Annotated in this window: 13 protein-coding genes; 12 read left to right on the forward strand and 1 reads right to left on the reverse strand. The window is 46.9% G+C overall.

The features are described from left to right. Window positions 1-18 precede the first annotated feature (18 nt). Genes F3J22_RS11890 through F3J22_RS11940 form a run of 11 tightly spaced genes read left to right on the forward strand, consistent with a single transcriptional unit; the run spans window position 19 to window position 17193 of the window. A complete protein-coding gene (locus tag F3J22_RS11890) occupies window positions 19-1554 on the forward strand; it encodes a RagB/SusD family nutrient uptake outer membrane protein (protein WP_167017372.1) in 1536 nt (511 codons plus the stop codon). Between the two features lie 8 nt (window positions 1555-1562). Continuing rightward, entirely contained in the window at window positions 1563-2231 is a 669-nt protein-coding gene (locus tag F3J22_RS11895; RefSeq protein WP_167017374.1) for a fasciclin domain-containing protein, read from the forward strand. 39 nt (window positions 2232-2270) lie between these two features. Continuing rightward, complete coding sequence (locus tag F3J22_RS11900) at window positions 2271-3302, forward strand: DUF5007 domain-containing protein (RefSeq protein WP_167017376.1); 1032 nt, start codon at window positions 2271-2273, stop codon at window positions 3300-3302. Window positions 3303-3350: 48 nt separating this feature from the next. Then, window positions 3351-6542: a SusC/RagA family TonB-linked outer membrane protein gene (locus F3J22_RS11905; protein WP_205195188.1), complete on the forward strand. Its 3192-nt coding sequence runs from the start codon at window positions 3351-3353 to the stop codon at window positions 6540-6542. Window positions 6543-6575: 33 nt separating this feature from the next. Then, the gene (locus F3J22_RS11910) at window positions 6576-8081 is read left to right on the forward strand and encodes a RagB/SusD family nutrient uptake outer membrane protein (RefSeq protein WP_167017378.1); all 1506 of its coding nucleotides are present in this window, start codon (window positions 6576-6578) and stop codon (window positions 8079-8081) included. A gap of 18 nt (window positions 8082-8099) precedes the next feature. After that, entirely contained in the window at window positions 8100-8810 is a 711-nt protein-coding gene (locus F3J22_RS11915; protein WP_167017380.1) for a hypothetical protein, read from the forward strand. A 20-nt stretch (window positions 8811-8830) separates the two neighbouring features. Beyond that, window positions 8831-10471: a DUF5008 domain-containing protein gene (locus tag F3J22_RS11920; RefSeq protein ID WP_167017382.1), complete on the forward strand. Its 1641-nt coding sequence runs from the start codon at window positions 8831-8833 to the stop codon at window positions 10469-10471. Window positions 10472-10497: 26 nt separating this feature from the next. After that, window positions 10498-12243, forward strand: coding sequence for an alkaline phosphatase family protein (locus F3J22_RS11925; protein ID WP_167017384.1), 1746 nt, complete (start codon window positions 10498-10500; stop codon window positions 12241-12243). A 25-nt stretch (window positions 12244-12268) separates the two neighbouring features. Beyond that, on the forward strand, window positions 12269-13738 hold the full coding sequence (locus F3J22_RS11930; protein ID WP_167017386.1) for a M60 family metallopeptidase: 1470 nt from the start codon (window positions 12269-12271) through the stop codon (window positions 13736-13738). Window positions 13739-13769: 31 nt separating this feature from the next. Next, window positions 13770-15428, forward strand: a complete 1659-nt coding sequence (locus F3J22_RS11935; RefSeq protein WP_167017388.1) for a LamG-like jellyroll fold domain-containing protein — start codon at window positions 13770-13772, stop codon at window positions 15426-15428. 25 nt (window positions 15429-15453) lie between these two features. Further along, window positions 15454-17193 carry an alkaline phosphatase family protein gene (locus F3J22_RS11940; RefSeq protein ID WP_167017390.1) on the forward strand — a complete coding sequence of 580 codons (1740 nt, stop codon included), beginning with the start codon at window positions 15454-15456 and terminating at the stop codon, window positions 17191-17193. A gap of 528 nt (window positions 17194-17721) precedes the next feature. On the opposite strand, the gene F3J22_RS11945 is transcribed toward F3J22_RS11940, so the two are convergent. Beyond that, window positions 17722-18291: a hypothetical protein gene (locus F3J22_RS11945; RefSeq protein ID WP_167017392.1), complete on the reverse strand. Its 570-nt coding sequence runs from the start codon at window positions 18289-18291 to the stop codon at window positions 17722-17724. 376 nt (window positions 18292-18667) lie between these two features. On the opposite strand from F3J22_RS11945, the gene F3J22_RS11950 reads away from it, so the two are divergent. Beyond that, window positions 18668-20020 (forward strand): outer membrane beta-barrel protein, encoded by a 1353-nt coding sequence (locus tag F3J22_RS11950; RefSeq protein WP_167017394.1) that lies wholly within the window; start codon window positions 18668-18670, stop codon window positions 20018-20020. Window positions 20021-20114 lie beyond the last annotated feature (94 nt).

The raw sequence follows: 20114 nt of genomic DNA on the forward strand, positions 1-20114 counted from the left end.
AACCGATATTTTATTAGTATGAAGAAAATATTTTATTCAGTAAGATTTGCAGTACTCGTGTTGATATGCATCACCACGGCGTTTTCCTGCAGTAAGATGCTGGATGTAAAATCTTCCAGGCTGGTATCAGAAAGAGATTACTGGAAGAGCGTGGAGGATGCGCGTAGTGCGTTGGTAGGCGTGTATGGGCTTACCAGAGCGGCCCTGACGGATAACGCTGCTTTCTGGATGTATGGCGAGTTCAGGATGGGTGACTTTTCCGCCGTTTCACGAACCGATCTGAAAGCAATCGTGAACAATGACCTGAATGTTTCGCTGCCTATGTTGCAGGGATTGAAAAGCTGGCGCAGGTTTTATGCCGCCATTAATGCCGCTAACCTGTTTATAGAGCGTTCAGGTGAAATAGCAAAGAAAGATCCTTACTATTCCCAGACAAATAATAATGTCGATGTGGCGCAGGCACGTGCCCTTCGTGCGTTCCTCTATTTTTATATGGTAAGGATATGGGGAGATGTACCATTGGTTGTTTCCTCTTTCGATGGCAACTTTCCGCAATTACCGCGTACTCCTGAAAAAGAAGTGCTGGCATTTGCTGAAAAGGAGCTGATAGCTGCAGCAAAAGGATTGCCTTTTGTTTATGGTATCGCCGATCCGGTGATGCCTGGCGCCTATTTCAACCTGGGTTATGACTTCTGGAAAGGCAGTCTTATCAATAAGGTGAGTGCTTATGCTGTGCTGGCGCATATTGCAGCATGGCAGCAGCATTACGCGGATGTGATGTCGTATACACAATTCATCTTCGATAACTATCAGTCTGCGAATATCACCTTTACCAATAGTACAGAAGAATTATGCAAAAGTGATAGTGGTTTCTTTTACCGCATGGGCCCCAGCCAGATGCTGAATTTCTCTTTTGACTATAATAACGGCGAAGGTATTACGGCGGGTCACCTTGAAGACTATACGCTGGCGAAACCTATTACCAGCAAGCTGATGCCGGATCTGTTTGTACCGAAGGATACCATCATCAAAATGTTTACCTGGGATAAAGATGAACGTTTCAGTCTGGATATTACCACCGGTTACCCGGCTACAGAGAATTACTTCGTGAATTACAATACGAACACACCTGTCTTCAGCAAGATAAAGGTAATACAGGATGGTAAGGCAGATAAGGGAACCTTCAGAATGTTTAATGGTACGATGATGTTTACCCGCATGGAGGAACTGGCGCTGCTGCGTGCGGAGGCGGCAGTGGTGACCAACAACACTGCGGAGGCTACCTCCTGGCTGCGTCAGGTAATGGTAAGCCGTGGCATTCCTTCGCCTTTATTTACCAATGTGGACCTGTTGGATGAAATCTTCCGTGAACGCCGCCGCGAGCTGCTGGGCGAGGGCTGGCGCTGGTACGACCAGGTGCGTTATGCAAGACTGCGACCAGGAAAAAGTGTTATCACGCCTTTGCTTCAGAATGGCGGAATTTATTGGCCGGTCGCGGATGATGTGCTGGCAGCCAATCCTAAGCTTACTCAAAACTCTTACTGGAATAAATAATTATAGGTATGCAGTACAGTAAAAATATTATTTCCTGCTTATCCGCGCTACTGCTGGCGGTACTGCTCATCGCAGGCTGCCAGAAAGATGGCGGGTATATCTCTTATTCTAAATCCTCCCGACAGATAGACGCTAACGTATACGACTATCTGCAAAGTCAGCAGGGGGTATATGATTCTATGATGCTGGTGATCGACAGGGTGGGACTGAAACGTATCCTCAGTAATACCAAGGTGACCATTTTTGCTGTCACCAACCAGAGTTTCAGCACGGCGGTGCGCAACCTCAATATTCTAAGAGCCAAGCAGGGAAAAGGGCCACTGTGGCTTTCTACCCTGGATGCGCCTAACCTGGATACGTTGCTTTGCCGCTATATGGTTCAGGGAGTATATCCCTCTGATAGTCTGACAGGCTACCCTGACGGGCTTACACTCAATTCCCTCAAATATAATGGTGGCGCCAATTTGCAGCTATATACCGAAACAGCATCAGGTATGGCGGGCGGTGGTCCAAAGTATGTGATCTATAGCGACACGAAAGGCTCCTTCTATATCAATAAATGGGTACGTGCAAACACGATCTCCATGGATACTTATTTACGTAATGGTGTCTTGTATGTAATTGCCAACGACCATGAGTTTGGATTTGATGAATTCATTAACCGGTTCAATAAGTAAGAAACCCTATTGCTGGATCTCCATAAAAATGAAAGAATAATGAGAAAAATATTTTTGGTGATGATGGCCGCAGGAATGTTGGGTGCATGTGTGAAACTGCCGGCAGATGCTGATTTCCTGAGTAGCGGAGCCGGATATACGCAAACCAATTTCCAGCCGGTAATCGGTAGAACTACCGTGATGCCGGAACAGGGCAATATTATCTTTAACTCAGATAACTCCACACTGCCGCTTACCTTCAAAATGCTCAATGTAAGAGAAGTGGTTACCGGCGATACTACCGACCTGTTCAACAAAACTTTTGATGTGCAGGTATGGAAACACCAGTATACCGGCCTGGAAACCACCAGGGAAGAGATAGAAGCCAAACGTACAATAGAACAGCACCACCTCTTTGAAGTAAGGGAGCATAGCGGGCAGCTGGTGTTCTGGGCGCCTATAAACCTTAGCTACCTGAATGCGATACGTGTACAGCCTGATCCGGGATATAAATTTGATGTGGAAGTCTCTAATGGCGGTGGAAGTAAAGTGATACGAAACCTGGAACTGCAGCCGCTTCGCGCACAACCTTACTGGCCTACCAATATTGATCCTGTAACGGGAAATGCATATGGTGCCCTTTATCCGCAGCTGGTATCCAATATGAAAACGACCAGGGAGAATACCTATCTGTTCAATTCTGATGTACAGATGGTGTTCTTTAAAGATCCCAAGAGCACGGAACATACGCTCTCCTTCGAGTTTCGCGATTCTTCCTATAACCTCATCGATCCGAAAAAATTCAATATCACCCGATGGGATTTAGTTTGTCACCACTTCGGAGACCCGGTGTTTACACCTGAAAACGTAACCTATCAGGTGGCATATCCTATTCCGCTGGCACCTATAGATACCCGGTATGTTACCAGCGGCGGACAACATGCTACCGCAAAGTTTGGGTTCAACAGGATTTCCGGCGGCGGCTTCATAGAAGAATCCTACCTGGGCTGTGATTTTAATATCTATGAGCCCGGTGCCTGGAAGATTATTTTCTGGTTCTACAGGGGAAACCCCGACTTCGGAAGCAAATAGTCATACAGTGAACAGTTTAAAATTATCAATGATAAAAATCTAACCTTAATGTATAAGTATAAATTTATACCAGCTACGACAGGGGGAAAGATGAAACATCTTCTCACCATGCTGATGGTACTGCTGCTGGCATTGCATGCCGGCGCACAACCTAAGATGGTGACTGTGCGGGGGATTGTATACGAAAAGGGCGCCAACGTGGGAGTACCCGGCGTTCCTATCCTGGTGGGTAAACCACCCAAAGGTGTAGCTACTACTGGTGCGGATGGCAGCTTCACCGCCACTGTACCGGAAGGAGCTGAACTGACCTTTCAGTCAATGGGTTATAATCCCATTATCGTCAAAGCCAAACCCGGCGAATTAATGCGTGTATACCTCACCGTTAAAGAGAATAAACTCAATGAACAGGTGGTGATCGGCTATCAGAAGAAGTCGAGGGAAACCGTTACCGGTTCCACGGTGCTGATCAGCGGTAAGGAATTACAAAGTACGCCGGTGGCTAACGTAATGGAGTTGCTGCAGGGTAAGGTGGCCGGGTTGAATATCCAGAACAATACCGGTGCGCCCGGGTATGCGGGTACTATTCAATCCCGTGGCCTTTCTACCATGAGTATTTCCGGCTCCGGCGACAATGCCTTCCTGACGCCTACCTCTCCTTTGTTCGTGATCGATGGTATTCCGTTAGATCCCAACTCCAACTATGAGTATGGCTTTAATCAGGCAGGTCCGGGCCTTAACCCGCTGTCGCTCATTCCGCAGGAAGATATAGAAAGCGTACAGGTATTGAAGGATGCGCAGGCAACGGCGCTGTATGGCTCCCGCGGCGCCTATGGTGTAATCCTCGTTACTACCAAGCGCGGTAAGTCCAGCGTACCGATCGTTTCGTATACAGGTAACTTCTTCGTTAGTATACCGCCAACGCTACGTAAGGTAATTGGTGGTAATGCAGAGCGCTATTCACGTATTCAGCAGATACTCAATTATACGGATTCTATCAATTATGCGAAGGAGCTGATCAACAGCACGCCTTTCCTGTCAGATTCACTGAACCCTTATTATAACAATTCCACCGACTGGCAGGGATTATTTTATAAGTATACCTACAATCAAACCCATAATATAACAGTGTCCGGGGGAGATGACCGGTTTAACTATAAAGTGAACCTTGGTTATTACGGAGAGAAGGGAATTCTGAAAAATACCAACTTCAACCGCTATAACCTGAACATGAACATGCAGTACAGGCCTACGCAGCGATTAAAAGTAGGCGCTGGTATTATGACGGCCATGGGGCAGAACAGCAAGGGAAGTGGTAATGGTATTACACAGTCCGACGTAGGAAAGGCAGGTAATCAGTCGTCGTTGCTGCCGCCGCCGGCTTTCTATTCTGCATCGGCCAATGCTGTAGCAGCACTCCGTAACGATAACCTCAACAAAACCGCGAACATCATGACCATGATGGACGTGGACTATGAAGTGGTACCGGGATTGCATGCTACTACCAATTTCAGTTATACCTATACCGGCGAAACGGAAGATAACTTCCTGCCTGCTGCCATCAATAAAAACTATGACCAGATAACGGCCTATAACGGCCGCAAAACGGCGCTTTACAGTCGTACTGCACTGAGTTACTTCAAAACATGGAATAAGGTGCATAACATGAGTGTAAACGTCTTTAATGAGTTGAGCCGTAATACGGCACAATCATCTCAATATCGTATCACCGGTACCGCCAGTGATGACCTGAAAGGGCCGCTGGGGTCATCTCCCCAGTATATGCTGGGAGGTGTTATCGGAACACCATCAGATCAGCGTACCGCTGCCTTTGCCGTGTCTGCCAGCTATAACTACAATACCAAATACCTGCTGGACCTGGGTTACAGGCTGGATGCATCTTCCAACCTGGGCCGTAAAACACCGTATTCCAATAACCCGAATATCGGTCTCAGATGGAACTTCAGCAAAGAGAATTTCTTAAAGGAAAAAACCTGGCTCGACTATGCTGCGCTGCGTTTCACCTGGGGACGTAATGTTACGCCTAAAGGAACCATCTTCGATGCCTACGGTATCTACGACGACAGAAACGGCGGCCGTTATAACGACAAGCCTATGAGCGGCATCGACTATTCACAGCTGCCCAATAACGACCTGAAACCCACCATTAGCACACAGTACAATATTGGTACAGACTGGGGCTTCTGGAATGGTAAGCTCAACATCATGATGGATGCCTATGTCAAGTATGTAGATAATGACCTGATGGAGCTCAAACTGCCTACCAGCAGTGGTTTTGCCAAGGTGAACAGTAATGATGCGGGCCTGATGGACGTAGGCTTTGAGTGGGACTTCACCTATCGCCCGCTGCCTAAAACCAGCAAGTGGAACTGGACACTCAGTCTGAATGGCGCCATCAACAAAGACTATTGTACCCGCCTGCCCAATGGCGCCAGAGAGGCCATGCATTACGACTCTACCAATAAACAGAACATCCTCTATCGTGTTGGCCGTAATGCGCTCACCAACGTATTGCTGAATACCCGTGGCGCCTATGCTACCACCGGTGATGTGCCTGTGGATCCGGCTTCCGGTAATCCACTTGTAGTGCTGAATTATGGGGGAGATCAATATGTTGTTGTTCGCCAGGGAGATCCTATCTGGACAGATGTAAATGGTGACTATGTGATCGATAACCGCGATGTTATCTATGCTGGTAGCTCCCAGCCATTAATTACAGGAGGTTTCAGCTCTTATCTTTCCTATGGTGCATGGTCATTGAATATTTCAGGATCCTATACCCTGATACGTTCCATCCTCAATAACGCCGTACAGGCCCGGTTTGATGGCTATTCCGATCCTACCGCCAGCAATGTGGCGCTGGTGCCGTTAAGTGATTATAATTACTGGAAAAAAACGGGAGACAAAGCAACTTATCCTAACCCTTACGACTATGCGCGATATGGTAATATACGTCCTTATCGGGTAGACCAGACGTTGTTTGAAGAAGATGGCTCTTACGTAAAATTCCAGTCGATAACACTCGCATATACGATCCCGCGTGATAAAACCATTCGTTGGGGCGTCACTTCCTGCAGGTCGTATGTGACGGTATCCAACCCGGTTATCCTTACCCGTTACAGCGGTCCGAACCCGGAAGCTGTAACCGCACTGGGAAGGGATCAGAAGGATGGTTATCCGGTACGTAAAACAATCACCATTGGCCTGAACGTACAGTTCTAAACAATCATGAATCAAGCAATTAAACAGTGATATATGAAGCGTTTTATCATTGCGGTGGGAATGGCTGCATTGCTTTGCATCAGCCAGTCGGGATGCAAGAAATTCCTTGACACCGAGTCACCTACAAAGGAATCTGGCGCCAGCTTCTGGAAAACCAGGGAAGATGTGGAGCGATTTACAAATAATATGTACGGAGAGATAGCAGATGTTTTGTTAAATAACTCCTTCTTCCTGGCAGCCGAATTCAGGTGTGGTGTTTATCGCCAGACACCGATGGCACAAGCGATATGGAACCGTACCTATTTTGATTTTCTTGTTTATAATAACATGAAATCCCTGCAGATACATAACTATTGGAATGATTACTTCCATTTCGATAATATCCGCAAATGGGATGGTTATTTCAAAGTGATACAATCTGCAGGTATCCTGCAAGACAGGGTAATGGGCGTTTCCAGCAGTGAAGTATCGGATACGGATAAACGTCGTTATAAAGCAGAGGCAGTATGGGTAAGATGTTTCCTGTATTTTATTATGGTAAGATTATATGGAGACGTACCCTATTACAAAGACCCATATTTCGCGGGTATCATCGGCAGAACAAAATTCACAGATGTACTGAATAGCTGTATCGCTGATCTGGACGCCATTAAAGGAGATCTCCCATGGGCCTATTCAGACCCTAAGATGAAAGCCGTAAGGCCTTCCCGCGGTGCTGCCATCGACCTGATGATGCACATGAATATGTGGAATGCCGGCTTTGATGAAGCCAATAAAGACAAATATTATACCGCCACCGTTCAGCTGGGAAAAGAGCTGCTGGAAAACAACAATGGTGCTTACAGACTGCTGACCATTTCAGAGTTTAAGCGACTATTCAGAGGCGGATCAGAAGAAGGGCTGTTTGAGTTTACACAGAATGTCAACTATGGAGAAGTACGTGGATTCGGGTACCAGTATCTGAATGATAATGTACTGGAACACTCCGGCGGCGGCTATTCCTATGTAAACCTGGTGCCTAAATTCATGGAAAAAATGTACCCCCTGGGTATAGTAGACAGAAGAAGAGATGCCTGGTTTGATGTGAATACCATGTACACCGGCGGTAACCTGGTGGAGTTCAGAAAATTTGCTGCCAACGTAGGCAGTAATATCGCTTTCGATGGAAATCTCATCGTATTCAGACTCGCAGATGCTATCCTGCTGGCAGCTGAAGCCAACGCAGAACTGGGCGCCGGTAATGAAGCCGAGGCCACCCGCTTACTGAACCTCATCCGCGCAAGAGCCGAAACAATTCCATATGTAGGCGCAGGCGGGCAAGACCTGAAAGATGCCATATTCTGGGAAAGGGCCCGGGAGCTAATGGGAGAGGGACATGCCTTCTATGACCTGGTACGTACACATCGTATTATCAACAGTGAATACTGTACGGCGCCAATCAGCCCTTCTGCATTTCTGCGTGGTGCCTGGACCTGGCCTATCGATGCCAGCGCACTCACCAACAACCCACTGATGAAACTCAATGATTACTGGCTCTAAACCTTATAACAGATGAAAATGAAAAAACAACCGCTCCCTTTTCTGATAGGTTTGGCAGCAGTACTGCTGCTGTTCAGCGCCTGCAAAAAAGATTACTACCAGGATAGCGGCCTCGCTAAAGGAAAATTTGATGGTACCGTACTGCAGTACCTGAAAGCACGCCCGGACTATTTCAAGAACCTGGTGAAAACGATAGAAATGGCGCAGATGGAAGATATTCTCTCCAAAGAAGAAATCACCTTCTTCGCGCCGGGTGATGCCTCCATCGATAGTACCATCCGTTATACCAACCTGATGTTATACGCTACCGGACTGGATACCATCAAATCCATTGCTGATGTACCTCCGCAGGTATGGCGGGAAATGCTGGGCAGGTACATCTTCCGTGGTAAAATTATGTTGAATGATGTACCACAGGTAGACTGGTCTTTATTTTCCACCTATCACGGCGAGTATATGAAATCCTACGATGATGTGATCATGCACCTTGGCGTCGTGTACCACGACGAAGGCAGTGCGAAATACGTTGGGTACAGGCAGTTGTTTATATCCTATGCCCCTTCACCGGAATTGTCCTCGGGGCCGAGTTTTATAGCGCCGGTTGCCTCCGTGAACATAGAGCCCACCAATGGCGTCGTGCATGCTATACAGACAAAGACACACCTGTTTGGGTTTAGTCTGTTCGAATTTTATAACCGCTGCATTTTCTATGGCGTAGGGCATAAATAGTAATCATTCAACTAAGAAGTATGAAGCAATTATTCAGATATCATATAGCTTGTTTCCTGTTGATGACCGGCGTTTTCGCAGGTTGTAAAAAGGATAACGACAAATACTATCCTGATCCGTATGCCGGCGGTAAGAAGCCGCTGGGCATAGCTTTCAGTGATGTGTTGCCCACGCCGAATACTGGCCCTGCCGGCGCGCAGGTGGTGTATAAAGTCGTGGGCTTACTGGCGCATAAAGATTCAATCCACTTCTATCAGAATGGTGAGCTGGCGCAGATCGTAAATGTGACTGATTCCACATTGACAGTGGTAATGCCGGCAGCTGCCAGTTCAGGTACAGGATGGGTGGCCATTGGGGCACAGGTATTTTCTTCCCCCTTATTTCGTGTAAGCGGTAAGGTTAGAATAGACAATACCTTTAAAGCCGGTCTGGGAACAGATGGGCCGATCTATCAGATCACTCCTACCAGCGATAACCGCTACCTGCTCACGGGTTCCTTTCACCTCTATAATAGCAATGGCCAGGGCAACTGGCTCAATGGTATCGCCAAAATTGAGAAAAACGGACAATACGTTAGCGATATGAAAACGGATTCGGCAGCAGGCAGGTTCGGTACTTTGTATTCGGCCGCAGAACTTCCCGGCGGCGGTTTTATACTGAGTGGCAACTTCAGCACCTACGGCTATAAACGGAATATCTCCAACATGGTACGTGTCAATTCTGTCGGGCAGATCGATACGGTAGTACAAACCGTTATTCCGGAAATGGGCAACTACGATCCCGATAGCGGCGGAAAAGATATGACTGAAGCCAATTCCAAAGACACCGTTTCTGCATTTAACGGTGGTAGCTTATTCGGTGGGGCAAGGATTTATTACTATAACAACAGGATATATTCCATTGGTAGTCTGTATGCCTATTTTCAGACCTATTACCCGAGCAGCACGAGGAATGCTAAAGTAACAGATATGCGGTTTGTTAATAGCATTATGTCTACAGACGTGGACGGTAACCTGGACTCTTCCTATCACTATGATCTGGGGCAGCATCAGGGCTTATCGGGTGCCGACGGCTCAATAAAAGATGGTATTATGCAGACAGATGGGAAAATCGTGCTGGTAGGTAAGTTTACGAAGTTTGATAACCAGCCGGCAAACAATATCGTCCGGTTAGATAATAACGGTCAGGTAGATAAAACCTTCAAATCAGGTACAGGTACCGATGGCGACATCTACTCCATCACCTTTAACCCTACTACGCAAAAGTACCTTCTTTCCGGCCGTTTTACCAGCTATAATGGTCAGCCCTGCAATGGTGTGATGTTACTCAATGCAGATGGTTCGCCGGTACCTGGATTTAATACCGACATATTCGGTAATGGTTTTCCGTTACATGCCGGCCAGCTGAAGAACGGAATGATACTGGTGTCAGGTTCCTTCGAAAAGTATGGCAGCAGACGCAAAGTAGGATTAGTAATACTGAATGCAGATGGCTCCTATGCTGCGGCCTATAATAATACCGGCGCGCTGGGAGGTGTAGTATATGGTATTGTCGAAACTACCTCTGCAGAAGGAGAAACAGCGGTAATACTTTATGGCGTACTGATGTCCTTCGATAGTAATCCTATCGGAAATATCTGCCGTATTATCCTGGCCAAATAATTACATCATCATAATCAGCATATAGTATGAAAAAAATAATGTCGCTGCTGGGCTTTGCTGCCATTCTTATGACTGTCGCCTGCAACAAGGAGCAAACCAATATGCTGGCAGGCAAAGATTATAAGAATGATGCCGGCCTTACAGACAAACAAAAGAAAGTACTCTTCCTGGTCATTGATGGTGCCAGAGGAACTACGGTGCGTGCCATGCAGCCACCTGTGCTGTGGTCTATGCGCGACAGCGCCATCTATACCTGGACGGGCATCGCCGAAAAATCCGCTACGAACGGCGCCAACTGGACGGCCATGCTCACGGGCGTACTGGCCGCTAAAAACGGCGTCAATAGCAATGATTTGTCTGCCGCCAAACTATCGGCATACCCCATTTTTACCTCCCGTCTCAAAGATGCAGGTATGAAATTAAACACTGCGGCCTTTTGCGCCAGTGCAACGCTGAGTCAGCAGCTGATAGGGAATAGTATGGATGTTAATAAAACATTCTCTTCTGATGCAGCAGTAAAAGCTGCATTACTCGATCAGCTGACGAAAGATAGTACCGATATCGTTTTTGCAGAGTTTAACGAAGTAGATAAAGCCGGCGCGCAATACGGCTACGATGAATCGGTGCCGCAATACACCGATGCCATCGCTGCTGCCGATAAAAATATCGGTGACATCATGGACGTGCTGCGTGCCCGCAAAACCTATGCAAAGGAAGACTGGCTGGTCATCATTACTTCCAGTAAAGGCGGTAGCTGGCCGGTAGCGCCAGCAGATGATGACGGTACTATCTTCAGCGTACCGGATGTAAATACATTTACTTTCCTCTATAATCCACGCTTTATCAGCGATCCTATCGCCAGGCCTGAAAAGGTGCGTGTCGCCTTTGAAGGAAAAGCAGTACGCATGTACGGTGATCCCAGCAATACCTATGTACGTGCAGAATGTAATGATGGCGGGGCTTTCAACCTGCAGGGAAGAAATATGACGTTTGAGTGTAAGATGAAAATGAACAAGAACGCCAACGGTAACTACTCCTACATTTACCCTCCTTTCCTGGGTAAGATTTCCGCCAGGTCCAGTAATAACCCTGGCTGGGCGTTCTTCCGCAATGGTAACAGAATTAACTTCTTTGTAGCAGATGGCTCCAATAAAGCAGAAATAGGTTCGCAAGGTCCTGAACTTAGTGATGGCAACTGGCATAACATATCGGGGGTTGTCAGGGTGGGCACCAATACTATTAACACAGCCCTGCTGATTGATGGTGTTCAGGTAGACCAGGGCTCCATCGCTGTAGCCAACGTAGCCAATATTACCAGCACTGCCAATACGATCATCGGTCCTTTTAAGGAAGTGTTCAGCGGGGGGTATTTAGATGCCTATATCGTAGATGTGAGGATCTTCAGTACAGCCGTTCCGAACGATGTTATCAAAACATGGGGCGAAAGAACAGAAGTAAACAAAGCGCATCCTTACTATGCAAATCTCATCGGGTACTGGCCATGCCTCGATGGCAGCGGTAGTAAATATCTTGATAAAACTACCAATAAGCATGATTTTAACCTGGTTGGAAATTATAAGTGGGATGAATTTGCAGATCAGAGCGGGTACTTGTATCCAGCTATTCCCAACTTCGAGCGCTATGTGCCTAATACAGTAGATCTGCCCATGGTTATTTTCAACTGGATGAATGAACCTGTCAGCCTTGACTGGTCGCTGGATGCCAAATCGTGGCCGGCAAACTTCCGTGATTTTCCACCGGTAAGCAGATGATCTTTTTTATCCAAAAAATGAACGCATGAACATATTCACTTTAAAAACTTTCCTGGGCATAGCTGCTATCACCACCATGCTGTCAGCATGTACCAAGAGTTATAATTTTAAAGATGGTTACGATCAACCTAAAGCCATTGATACCACTGGCATTGGGTCGATGGATACCAGTCTTAATAAAATTGACAGCAGCGGTTTCCCCGATGCCAGAAAATTCCCCGGCCTTGTATCTGTTGTAGAGCCCCGACTCAATGACCAGGCGGTTACGCTGGACCTGAACTTCAAGATAGTATCTCCACAGATTCGCATTTCTTCTCCTCCGGGCTACTGGCTGAGCACAGGCTATTATGCCGGCCCCGGCGAGCTGGTGAAAATAGAAATCCCGCAGGGTACAGAAGGTATGACGGTTCAGGTGGGCGCCCATACGGATAATGTTACGGGCAAAGCACCGCAACTTCGTGCAGGCCTCATCGTTACTGCTAAAACGGTACTGCCGGGCGTGAACTATATCCGTAATATCTATGGCGGCCCGATATACCTGATACCTACAGGTCCTTCCAATAAAAAAATCACCGTGAAGCTGAGTAATGTCTGCAAATCTCCTGATTTCGTGCTGGGAGAATCTGCTGATGCAGAATGGAAAGACCGCCTGCGTAAATCACAGGTGCCGGTGGTGGAGCTGAGAGGCAAACGTTTGGTCATCACCATGTACAGAAAGGTGCTGTTAGGTTTGTTGGATAATTTCAATGCGGAAGCAGTGATGAAAACCTGGGATGAGGTAATAGAGAAAGATTATAACGACTGGTATGGCCTTTCTGATAACCCCGCGGATCCTATCGATCAGGCGCCGGGAACCCCGCACCGCTTTGTACTGGATATTCAGATATCACTGGGTAGTGGCCATAGCGGCTATCCGTGTATGGCTTATCTCGACTGGCACAGCGACTTCCTGGATACCGCAGTGATCAATACCGGCGCCAGCTGGGGCCCTTGCCATGAAATCGGCCATAACCACCAGATGACCAACACCTGGAGCTGGGGCGGCGTGGAGGCACTGACAGAAACCAGTAATAACCTCTTTGTATTCCAGGTGGCCAACAGGCACGGAAAGAAACCCCCACGCATATACGATGCCGGACAGAATTTCGTGCAGCCCGCACTGGACTGGGCAAAAACAGATACTGTCAACACCACGAAAAACTTCGCCGGCATAACGGATGTATTCCAGCGGCTGGTGCCATTTGTTCAGCTGTTCCAGCGCTATGGATACGGCATGATGGGATATATCTGCCGCGAAGCACGCCATGAACAGCGTGTTACCTATATCGACCAGGTAAAGAAAGATTTTTTATATACCAGTGCCAGCAAATATGCACAAACAGATCTTTATCCATTCTTCCGCTACTGGGGAATCTTTGTTTCTCCAACAGCAAGAGCAGAAGTCAGTAACCTGCCATTGTTGAAAGAAAAGATCTGGCTGAATGATATCAGGTAATCGCACCAATTATCAACCAAAAAACAGGAACATGAAATTTATAAAATATATCCTTGGCGGTGTGCTGTTGGCCGGTATGGCTACTTCCTGCACCAAGGTGGATACGGTACCAGGAGATAATGCAGAGAAACCGAAGTTCTCTGATAAAAGTAAAGTGCTGGTAGTAATTGTAGACGGACTTGCAGGACAGCAGCTGAAAGCCGTGCGTCCGCCCGCATTAATGGCGATGATGGAGCATAGCACCTATAGCTATGAAACACAGGCCGATACCATCACGACCGATGGTGCTTCGCTGGCAGCTATTTATACAGGTGTGGCCGTTGGGAAGAATGAAATCAGGGACAGTGCTTTAACGCCGGCTTCTGTCAGTGGTGCCCGGTACGCGCCTTTTCTCTCCCTGATAAAAAAATCAGGACAACGTCAGCTGAAAACGATTTCTGTTACCGCCTGGTCGCAGGTAAATAAGACCCTGCTGGCAGATGCTACCGTAAAAGTAAATGTGGCAGACAATGACGTTGCTGTAAGAGATTCTGCTGCCGGCAGGTTAAAGTCAGACAGCCTGGATCTGATGTTTGTACAGTTTAACAGCATCAATAAAGCCGGTGCCAGCGGCGGATTCACCGCTTCTAATGCCGGTTATGCAACTGCCATTACTACCATAGACGGATATATCAATGATCTTATGACGGCCATGAAAAGCCGCCCGGATTATAGTAATGAAAACTGGCTGGTAATTGTGCAGTCTACCCATGGTGGATTGAACAAGTCGTATGGTGGCGATTCTGATGAGGAAATGAATGCTTTCTCACTCTATTATTGCCCTGATTTATTTAAATACCAGGTAGATAAGCCACAGATGATCCAGTACGGGGTGGCCTTTCATGGCGCTGATGCAAGCGCTGCCAATGCTGTGCTGAATGATAATACCGCATACGATTTCGCATCAGGTGGTCAGTGGACGCTGGAGATGAAGGTGAAATCTGTGGATGCCAACAACCGCTATTATCCGCCTTTCTTTTCAAAACGCCCTTCCTTTACCAGTGGCGCTACCGGATGGTGTTTCTTCCAGGAAGGCACGTTGTGGCAGATCAATATGGGTAATACCGGTAAAGGAAATATACAGTGTAAAGGTGCTACCATCGCTGATAAGAACTGGCACCACCTGACAGTCACCATCACCAAAAGAGCAGATGGTAAAAAGTATATGCGTACCTATACGGATGGTTTGTACAATAACCAGACAGAGTTTACCTCTTTCGCATCTATCAGCACGCCCGCACCGCTGACACTAGGCTATATTCCCGGTAACGGCGAAGTGAATATGTATATCTCTGACGTGCGTATCTGGGCTGATTCCTTGCCGGCAGATATTATCTCCAAATATTCCTGTACCAATGTTATCGATGCTTCTCATCCCTATTACAACAAGTTGATAGGCTACTGGCCTTTGAATGAGCGTAAGGGAACGGTGCTGAGGAATAAGGCCCCCAATGCCACCGGTAAGGACTTTAACATGTCTGCGGTGGCCAGGTGGGACCTGCTCAACTACACACTGCCTTGCCAGGGAAATATGGGATTACAGGCGCCTCCGGCTACTACAGATCTGTTCTACCAGATATCTTACTGGATGGATCTTAAGATTGATCCTAACTGGGAAATTGGCGGGCGTCTCTGGCTGAAATTCTTTTAACACGACATTCCTAAAAAACTGAACTATGCAGAAAATATTATCAGGATATCTGAAATGCGGGATTGGTGCCGCGATGGCGGGAATGATCGCGCTGAGTGCCTGTACCAGGGAAGTATTGAAGCCGGTGCGGTACGACACCGATACCTCCAGGCAGCTGATCGGTACTGCTACCCTTAAAGACAGGAAAGTATTGCTGATAGGCATTGATGGCGCCGTTGCCTCACTGGTGGAGAGTTTTAAGACACCGGTGATTACAGGGCTGCTGCCGCAAAGTGTTTATACTTTCTCCGGCATCAATGATACGATCAGCACGCCGGCGGCGGCATGGTCTACCATTATGACCGGAAGAACAGTGGCAGCGCACAAAATTATTGACAGTACGTTGATTCCGCGATCTGTGGAAGGCAGCCACACTGCCATCACTTACTATAATAGTTTTTTATATTATATCAAGGACGATAATAACCAGGCGAAGGTCTCCAGCATTTCACAGTGGGCGGACCTGAACTATTTCACCATGAATGTGGCAGACAAGATCTACAACGTAAATGGTGGTGGCGATAAAACGGTGGCTGATGCAACGGTTGCGGAGCTGAACAGCAATAATCCGGATGTGCTGATAGCCAATTTCAACGGGCCTGCGCTGGCCGGGCTGCAATCGGGCTTTACGGATAATGCAGCTTACAGAAAAGCGGTGACGGATGTGGATACCTATATTGGTAGTATCCTGGCAGCGCTGAAAGCGAGAAAGAACGCCGCCAAGGAAGACTGGCTGGTAGTCATTCAGAACACCAGCGGTGGTACCGGCAATCAGATGGGAGGGGCCTCTGTCGGTGACCGCAATAACATGACGATTTACTATAGTCCGCTTATTACGCCGCAAAGACTCGATGGTCCTGCGTATTACGATCTTGGCGTTCGTTATACCGGTGGATTGTCCAACTATATCCGTGCAGAAAACTATGACGGTGGATTGTACAATTTAGGTAGCGGGGAACTGACGATTGAGGCTAAGGTAAGATTCAACAAAGGCCCGAGAAACAACTACCGGTATCAGTATCCGCCATTTCTGAGTAAATGTGATTCGCTGGATGATGTTATTCCCGGTTGGGCATTTTACAGAGATAATGACGATATCGCTTTTACGTTCCAGGATGGTATCAATGCGGATGAAGTACGCCCTGCTGCCAGCATCGCGGATGGTAACTTTCATACGATAACGGCTACACTCCAACATACGTATAGTGCTGCTCACGGTCATGGATATACGGCAAGTATATTTGTAGACGGTCAGGCAAAGCAATCGGAATCATTTGATGGCGGCGCCCCTGAAATTGTGACGGAGAGCCCGTTGGTAATTGGTTACAGACCGGTGATATACAACGATAATAATGAAATCGATATGTATATGATGGATGTGAGGATCTGGAATAAGGTACTGCCGGATGATGTTATTAAGAAATATGCGCCATTAAGTAATATCGATGCTACGCATCCGTATTATGCCAATCTGATTGGCGACTGGCGTGGTAACGATCATGGCGGCAACGTATTGCATGATAATAGCAGTTACAAAAAAGATTTCAAGGTAGTGGGAAAATACCGCTGGGATGCGCTTGGCTATGTGCTCGATGGCAAGAGTGCCACCACTGCGCCTTCTAATATAGATATCTTCCCGTCTGTGCTAAGCTGGATAGGTATTTCATTGCCTGCTTCTACAATGCCGACAGGTATCAATCGCATTCAGGTAATTGGAACTAAATAGTTTTTTGGGTAATCTCTTTCAGGGTTTAAGGGGTCTCACCGCCTGCGGCAACCCCTTTCAGGATTAGAGGTTTCCGCTTAGGGAATCCCTTTCAAGGTTTAAGGGGGCCGCGCCTGAGGCAACCCCTTTCGGGATTTGAAGTTTCCGCTTAGGGAATCCCATTCAAGGTTTAAGGGTGCCGCGCCTGAGACAATCCCTTTCAGGATTAGAGGTTTCCGCTTAGGGAATCCCATTCAAGGTTTAAGGGTGCCGCGCCTGAGACAATCCCTTTCAGGATTAGAGGTTTCCGCTTAGGGAATCCCTTTCAAGGTTTAAGGGTGTTGCGCCGCAAGTAATCTCTTTCAGGGTTTAAGGGATCTCACCGCCGTAGGCGGTGAGATCCCTTTTCATTTTTTCAGATGCCGAAGGCATCTGAAAAAATGAAAACTAAAAATCTATATAAAAAAAGCGCCTGTAAAAACAGGCGCCACTATATAATCGTTACGTAGACTCAGTATAACTGATTCTCTATTTAACTACAAAATGAAACTATTGTAACAACCACTCCAGCTTATACATCCCATGATAGGTGTCAAACACGCATAACTCATTATCCTGCCGGAAGTTGATGTCGATTTTATCCGCCAGCTCTTTATGTTCCGGAAAGGCACGTTTGACATTCCAGGTTGTCAGTGGCTGAATATTACCGCCACGGGCGCTGAAATAGTAATCATATTTTTCTGTGTATAAATCCTTGCCGGTATGTTGCTGCTTTCTTCTGTACAGCTGCAACTGACCGTTTTTATTCAGGACTTCATACCGGTTGTTGTCTTGCAGGCGATATACGGTGCCATTGGCGCCGGTAAAGGCGTAGATCTCCGTTTTAGGAATCTGCCGGGTATTTCCATTGTATTTAAGACTGATATAAGGCTTGCTGATAAAATCATGCAGGTATAAACTGCCACTGTGCAGACTATCGGGCCCGTACGAAGGGCGGTTATTTAAATAGTCGGATATTGTACTGTAAATGCCATATGTTTTCACCTGTGACTTTACTGGCAAAGCATACAAAGAGATCACCAGTAACACGCTGCCTGCCATTTTAAAGTGCTTTTTCATGAGTGTGCTGCTTTTGGGTAGATAATAAACAAGACAGATGCCTGTCTTTTGTTTTTTATAAATATTGGTGTAAAGATGCTATGGTAGCGGATCTTAATTTTCCTACGCTCCCTATTCCTGCAAAGGTAAAGCATATCATTTTGACAATATTTATCAAAATGGGAAACATTTCCCTCCCCCGACATGTCTTTTTCTCATTTTGACATGGTTTTTCCATTTCTGCATATCTTTTTAAGATCAAACTTTCCTGATGCCAATAATGTTACATGCGGGAAGTATTGAATAGTATAGGTTTTGCCGTTTACGGCATTATTTTCTTGCAACAGGGCATACTATTCGATTATCCTGGGCAGCATTTGAAAAAACATGCCAAAACATGAAGAAAGTATTTTTAATGGGGCTTATCCTGACCAGTGCCATGTATCAGGGATACGCCCAGGTAGACTCGACCACCGTAAAACACCAACCTGTATCAGTAGACGGAAGTAACGGCAGATCATTGCCATCACCTATCTCTTCACCACCATTCCCCAGCGGAGAATGGGTAGGCGGCCCCGTTATCGGTATCCCCGCAGACGCGCCTGATTATCCGCTGACAAAAGCACTCGGACTGGCAGGAAGTAAAAGCCGTATTAAAATTTATGGCTGGGCAAGTGTAGGTATGAACGTCAGCACCTCCAAAAATTCCAATGCGCCTACCAGCTATAACCTCGTGCCCAACAGGCCCGTACTCGACCAGCTGATTTTACGCGCAGAAAGACAACCCAATACAGTCCAGACCGACCATGTAGACTGGGGTTTTGTGGTAGATAATATCTTTGGTACCGATTATCGTTATACTCTCGCTAAAGGTATCTTCAGTGATCAGCTCTTGAAATATAATCACCTGTATGGTTATGATCCGACACAGGTATATGGTATGCTCTACATCCCCAAGGTAGCACAGGGCTTGCTCATTAAAGTAGGTCGTTTTATTTCTCCTGCGGATATTGAAGCGCAGTGGGCGCCGGATAATTACCTGTACTCTCACTCGCTGATGTTTACCGTAGATCCCTATACGTTTACCGGTGTACACGCCGTACTGCGATTGAATGAACACTGGCAGCTGGCTGCCGGCGCCCATGCAGGTAATGATATGGCGCCATGGAGCAGCTCCGCAAGTCTGAACGGACTGTTCATGGTTCGCTGGGTATCCAATAATAACCGCAACTCATTATATGGCGGTATCAATTCCCTCGGCCGTGGTTATTATAAAGATGCACACGATAACCTGCAAATGGTCGTGACTACCTGGGGGCATAAATTCAGTGAGAAAGTGCACATGAATACAGAGGTATATTACATGTGGCAACATGATGCGGCAGTGGGAGGTACGGCCATACAAGGCCCCGGCAAAGACTGGTATATGGGTACAGGCCTCGGTGCCACTATTCCCGGTATAGCATCTGCCGTAGGCGCCGTAAACTACTTCGAAATCCAGCTGTCACCTAAGAAAGACTACCTCTCCATCAGGAATGATTTCCTGAATGATCCCCAGGGAAACCGTACGGGCTTTACTACTGCTTATAGCAGCCACACCATCGGATGGGTGCATCATTTCAATAACCTGATCAGGATACGCCCTGAAATCCGCTATGAAAAAGCCTGGACAAATGATGCCACACCATACGATAACGGTACTAAAGGATATCAGTTTACTGGTGCCATGGATCTAATCGTAAGATTCTAGCGCTCAAAGAATTTTATTGCCCTGCCGCAGGCAGGGCAATAAAAAATAAAACAAAAGTGGGTCTCTACGAAGTAGAGACCCACTTTTGTTTACA

Origin of the sequence: Chitinophaga sp. Cy-1792, from assembly GCF_011752935.1 — a bacterium.
Lineage (GTDB): Bacteria > Bacteroidota > Bacteroidia > Chitinophagales > Chitinophagaceae > Chitinophaga.

Excerpts from the sequence above, each read along its gene's own strand:
- F3J22_RS11890 (WP_167017372.1), top strand. The coding sequence starts at position 19 with ATGAAGAAAATATTTTATTCAGTAAGATTTGCAGTACTCGTGTTGATA.
- F3J22_RS11895 (WP_167017374.1), top strand. The coding sequence starts at position 1,563 with ATGCAGTACAGTAAAAATATTATTTCCTGCTTATCCGCGCTACTGCTG.
- F3J22_RS11900 (WP_167017376.1), top strand. The coding sequence starts at position 2,271 with ATGAGAAAAATATTTTTGGTGATGATGGCCGCAGGAATGTTGGGTGCA.
- F3J22_RS11905 (WP_205195188.1), top strand. The coding sequence starts at position 3,351 with ATGTATAAGTATAAATTTATACCAGCTACGACAGGGGGAAAGATGAAA.
- F3J22_RS11910 (WP_167017378.1), top strand. The coding sequence starts at position 6,576 with ATGAAGCGTTTTATCATTGCGGTGGGAATGGCTGCATTGCTTTGCATC.
- F3J22_RS11915 (WP_167017380.1), top strand. The coding sequence starts at position 8,100 with ATGAAAAAACAACCGCTCCCTTTTCTGATAGGTTTGGCAGCAGTACTG.
- F3J22_RS11920 (WP_167017382.1), top strand. The coding sequence starts at position 8,831 with ATGAAGCAATTATTCAGATATCATATAGCTTGTTTCCTGTTGATGACC.
- F3J22_RS11925 (WP_167017384.1), top strand. The coding sequence starts at position 10,498 with ATGAAAAAAATAATGTCGCTGCTGGGCTTTGCTGCCATTCTTATGACT.
- F3J22_RS11930 (WP_167017386.1), top strand. The coding sequence starts at position 12,269 with ATGAACATATTCACTTTAAAAACTTTCCTGGGCATAGCTGCTATCACC.
- F3J22_RS11935 (WP_167017388.1), top strand. The coding sequence starts at position 13,770 with ATGAAATTTATAAAATATATCCTTGGCGGTGTGCTGTTGGCCGGTATG.
- F3J22_RS11940 (WP_167017390.1), top strand. The coding sequence starts at position 15,454 with ATGCAGAAAATATTATCAGGATATCTGAAATGCGGGATTGGTGCCGCG.
- F3J22_RS11945 (WP_167017392.1), bottom strand. The coding sequence starts at position 18,291 with ATGAAAAAGCACTTTAAAATGGCAGGCAGCGTGTTACTGGTGATCTCT.
- F3J22_RS11950 (WP_167017394.1), top strand. The coding sequence starts at position 18,668 with ATGAAGAAAGTATTTTTAATGGGGCTTATCCTGACCAGTGCCATGTAT.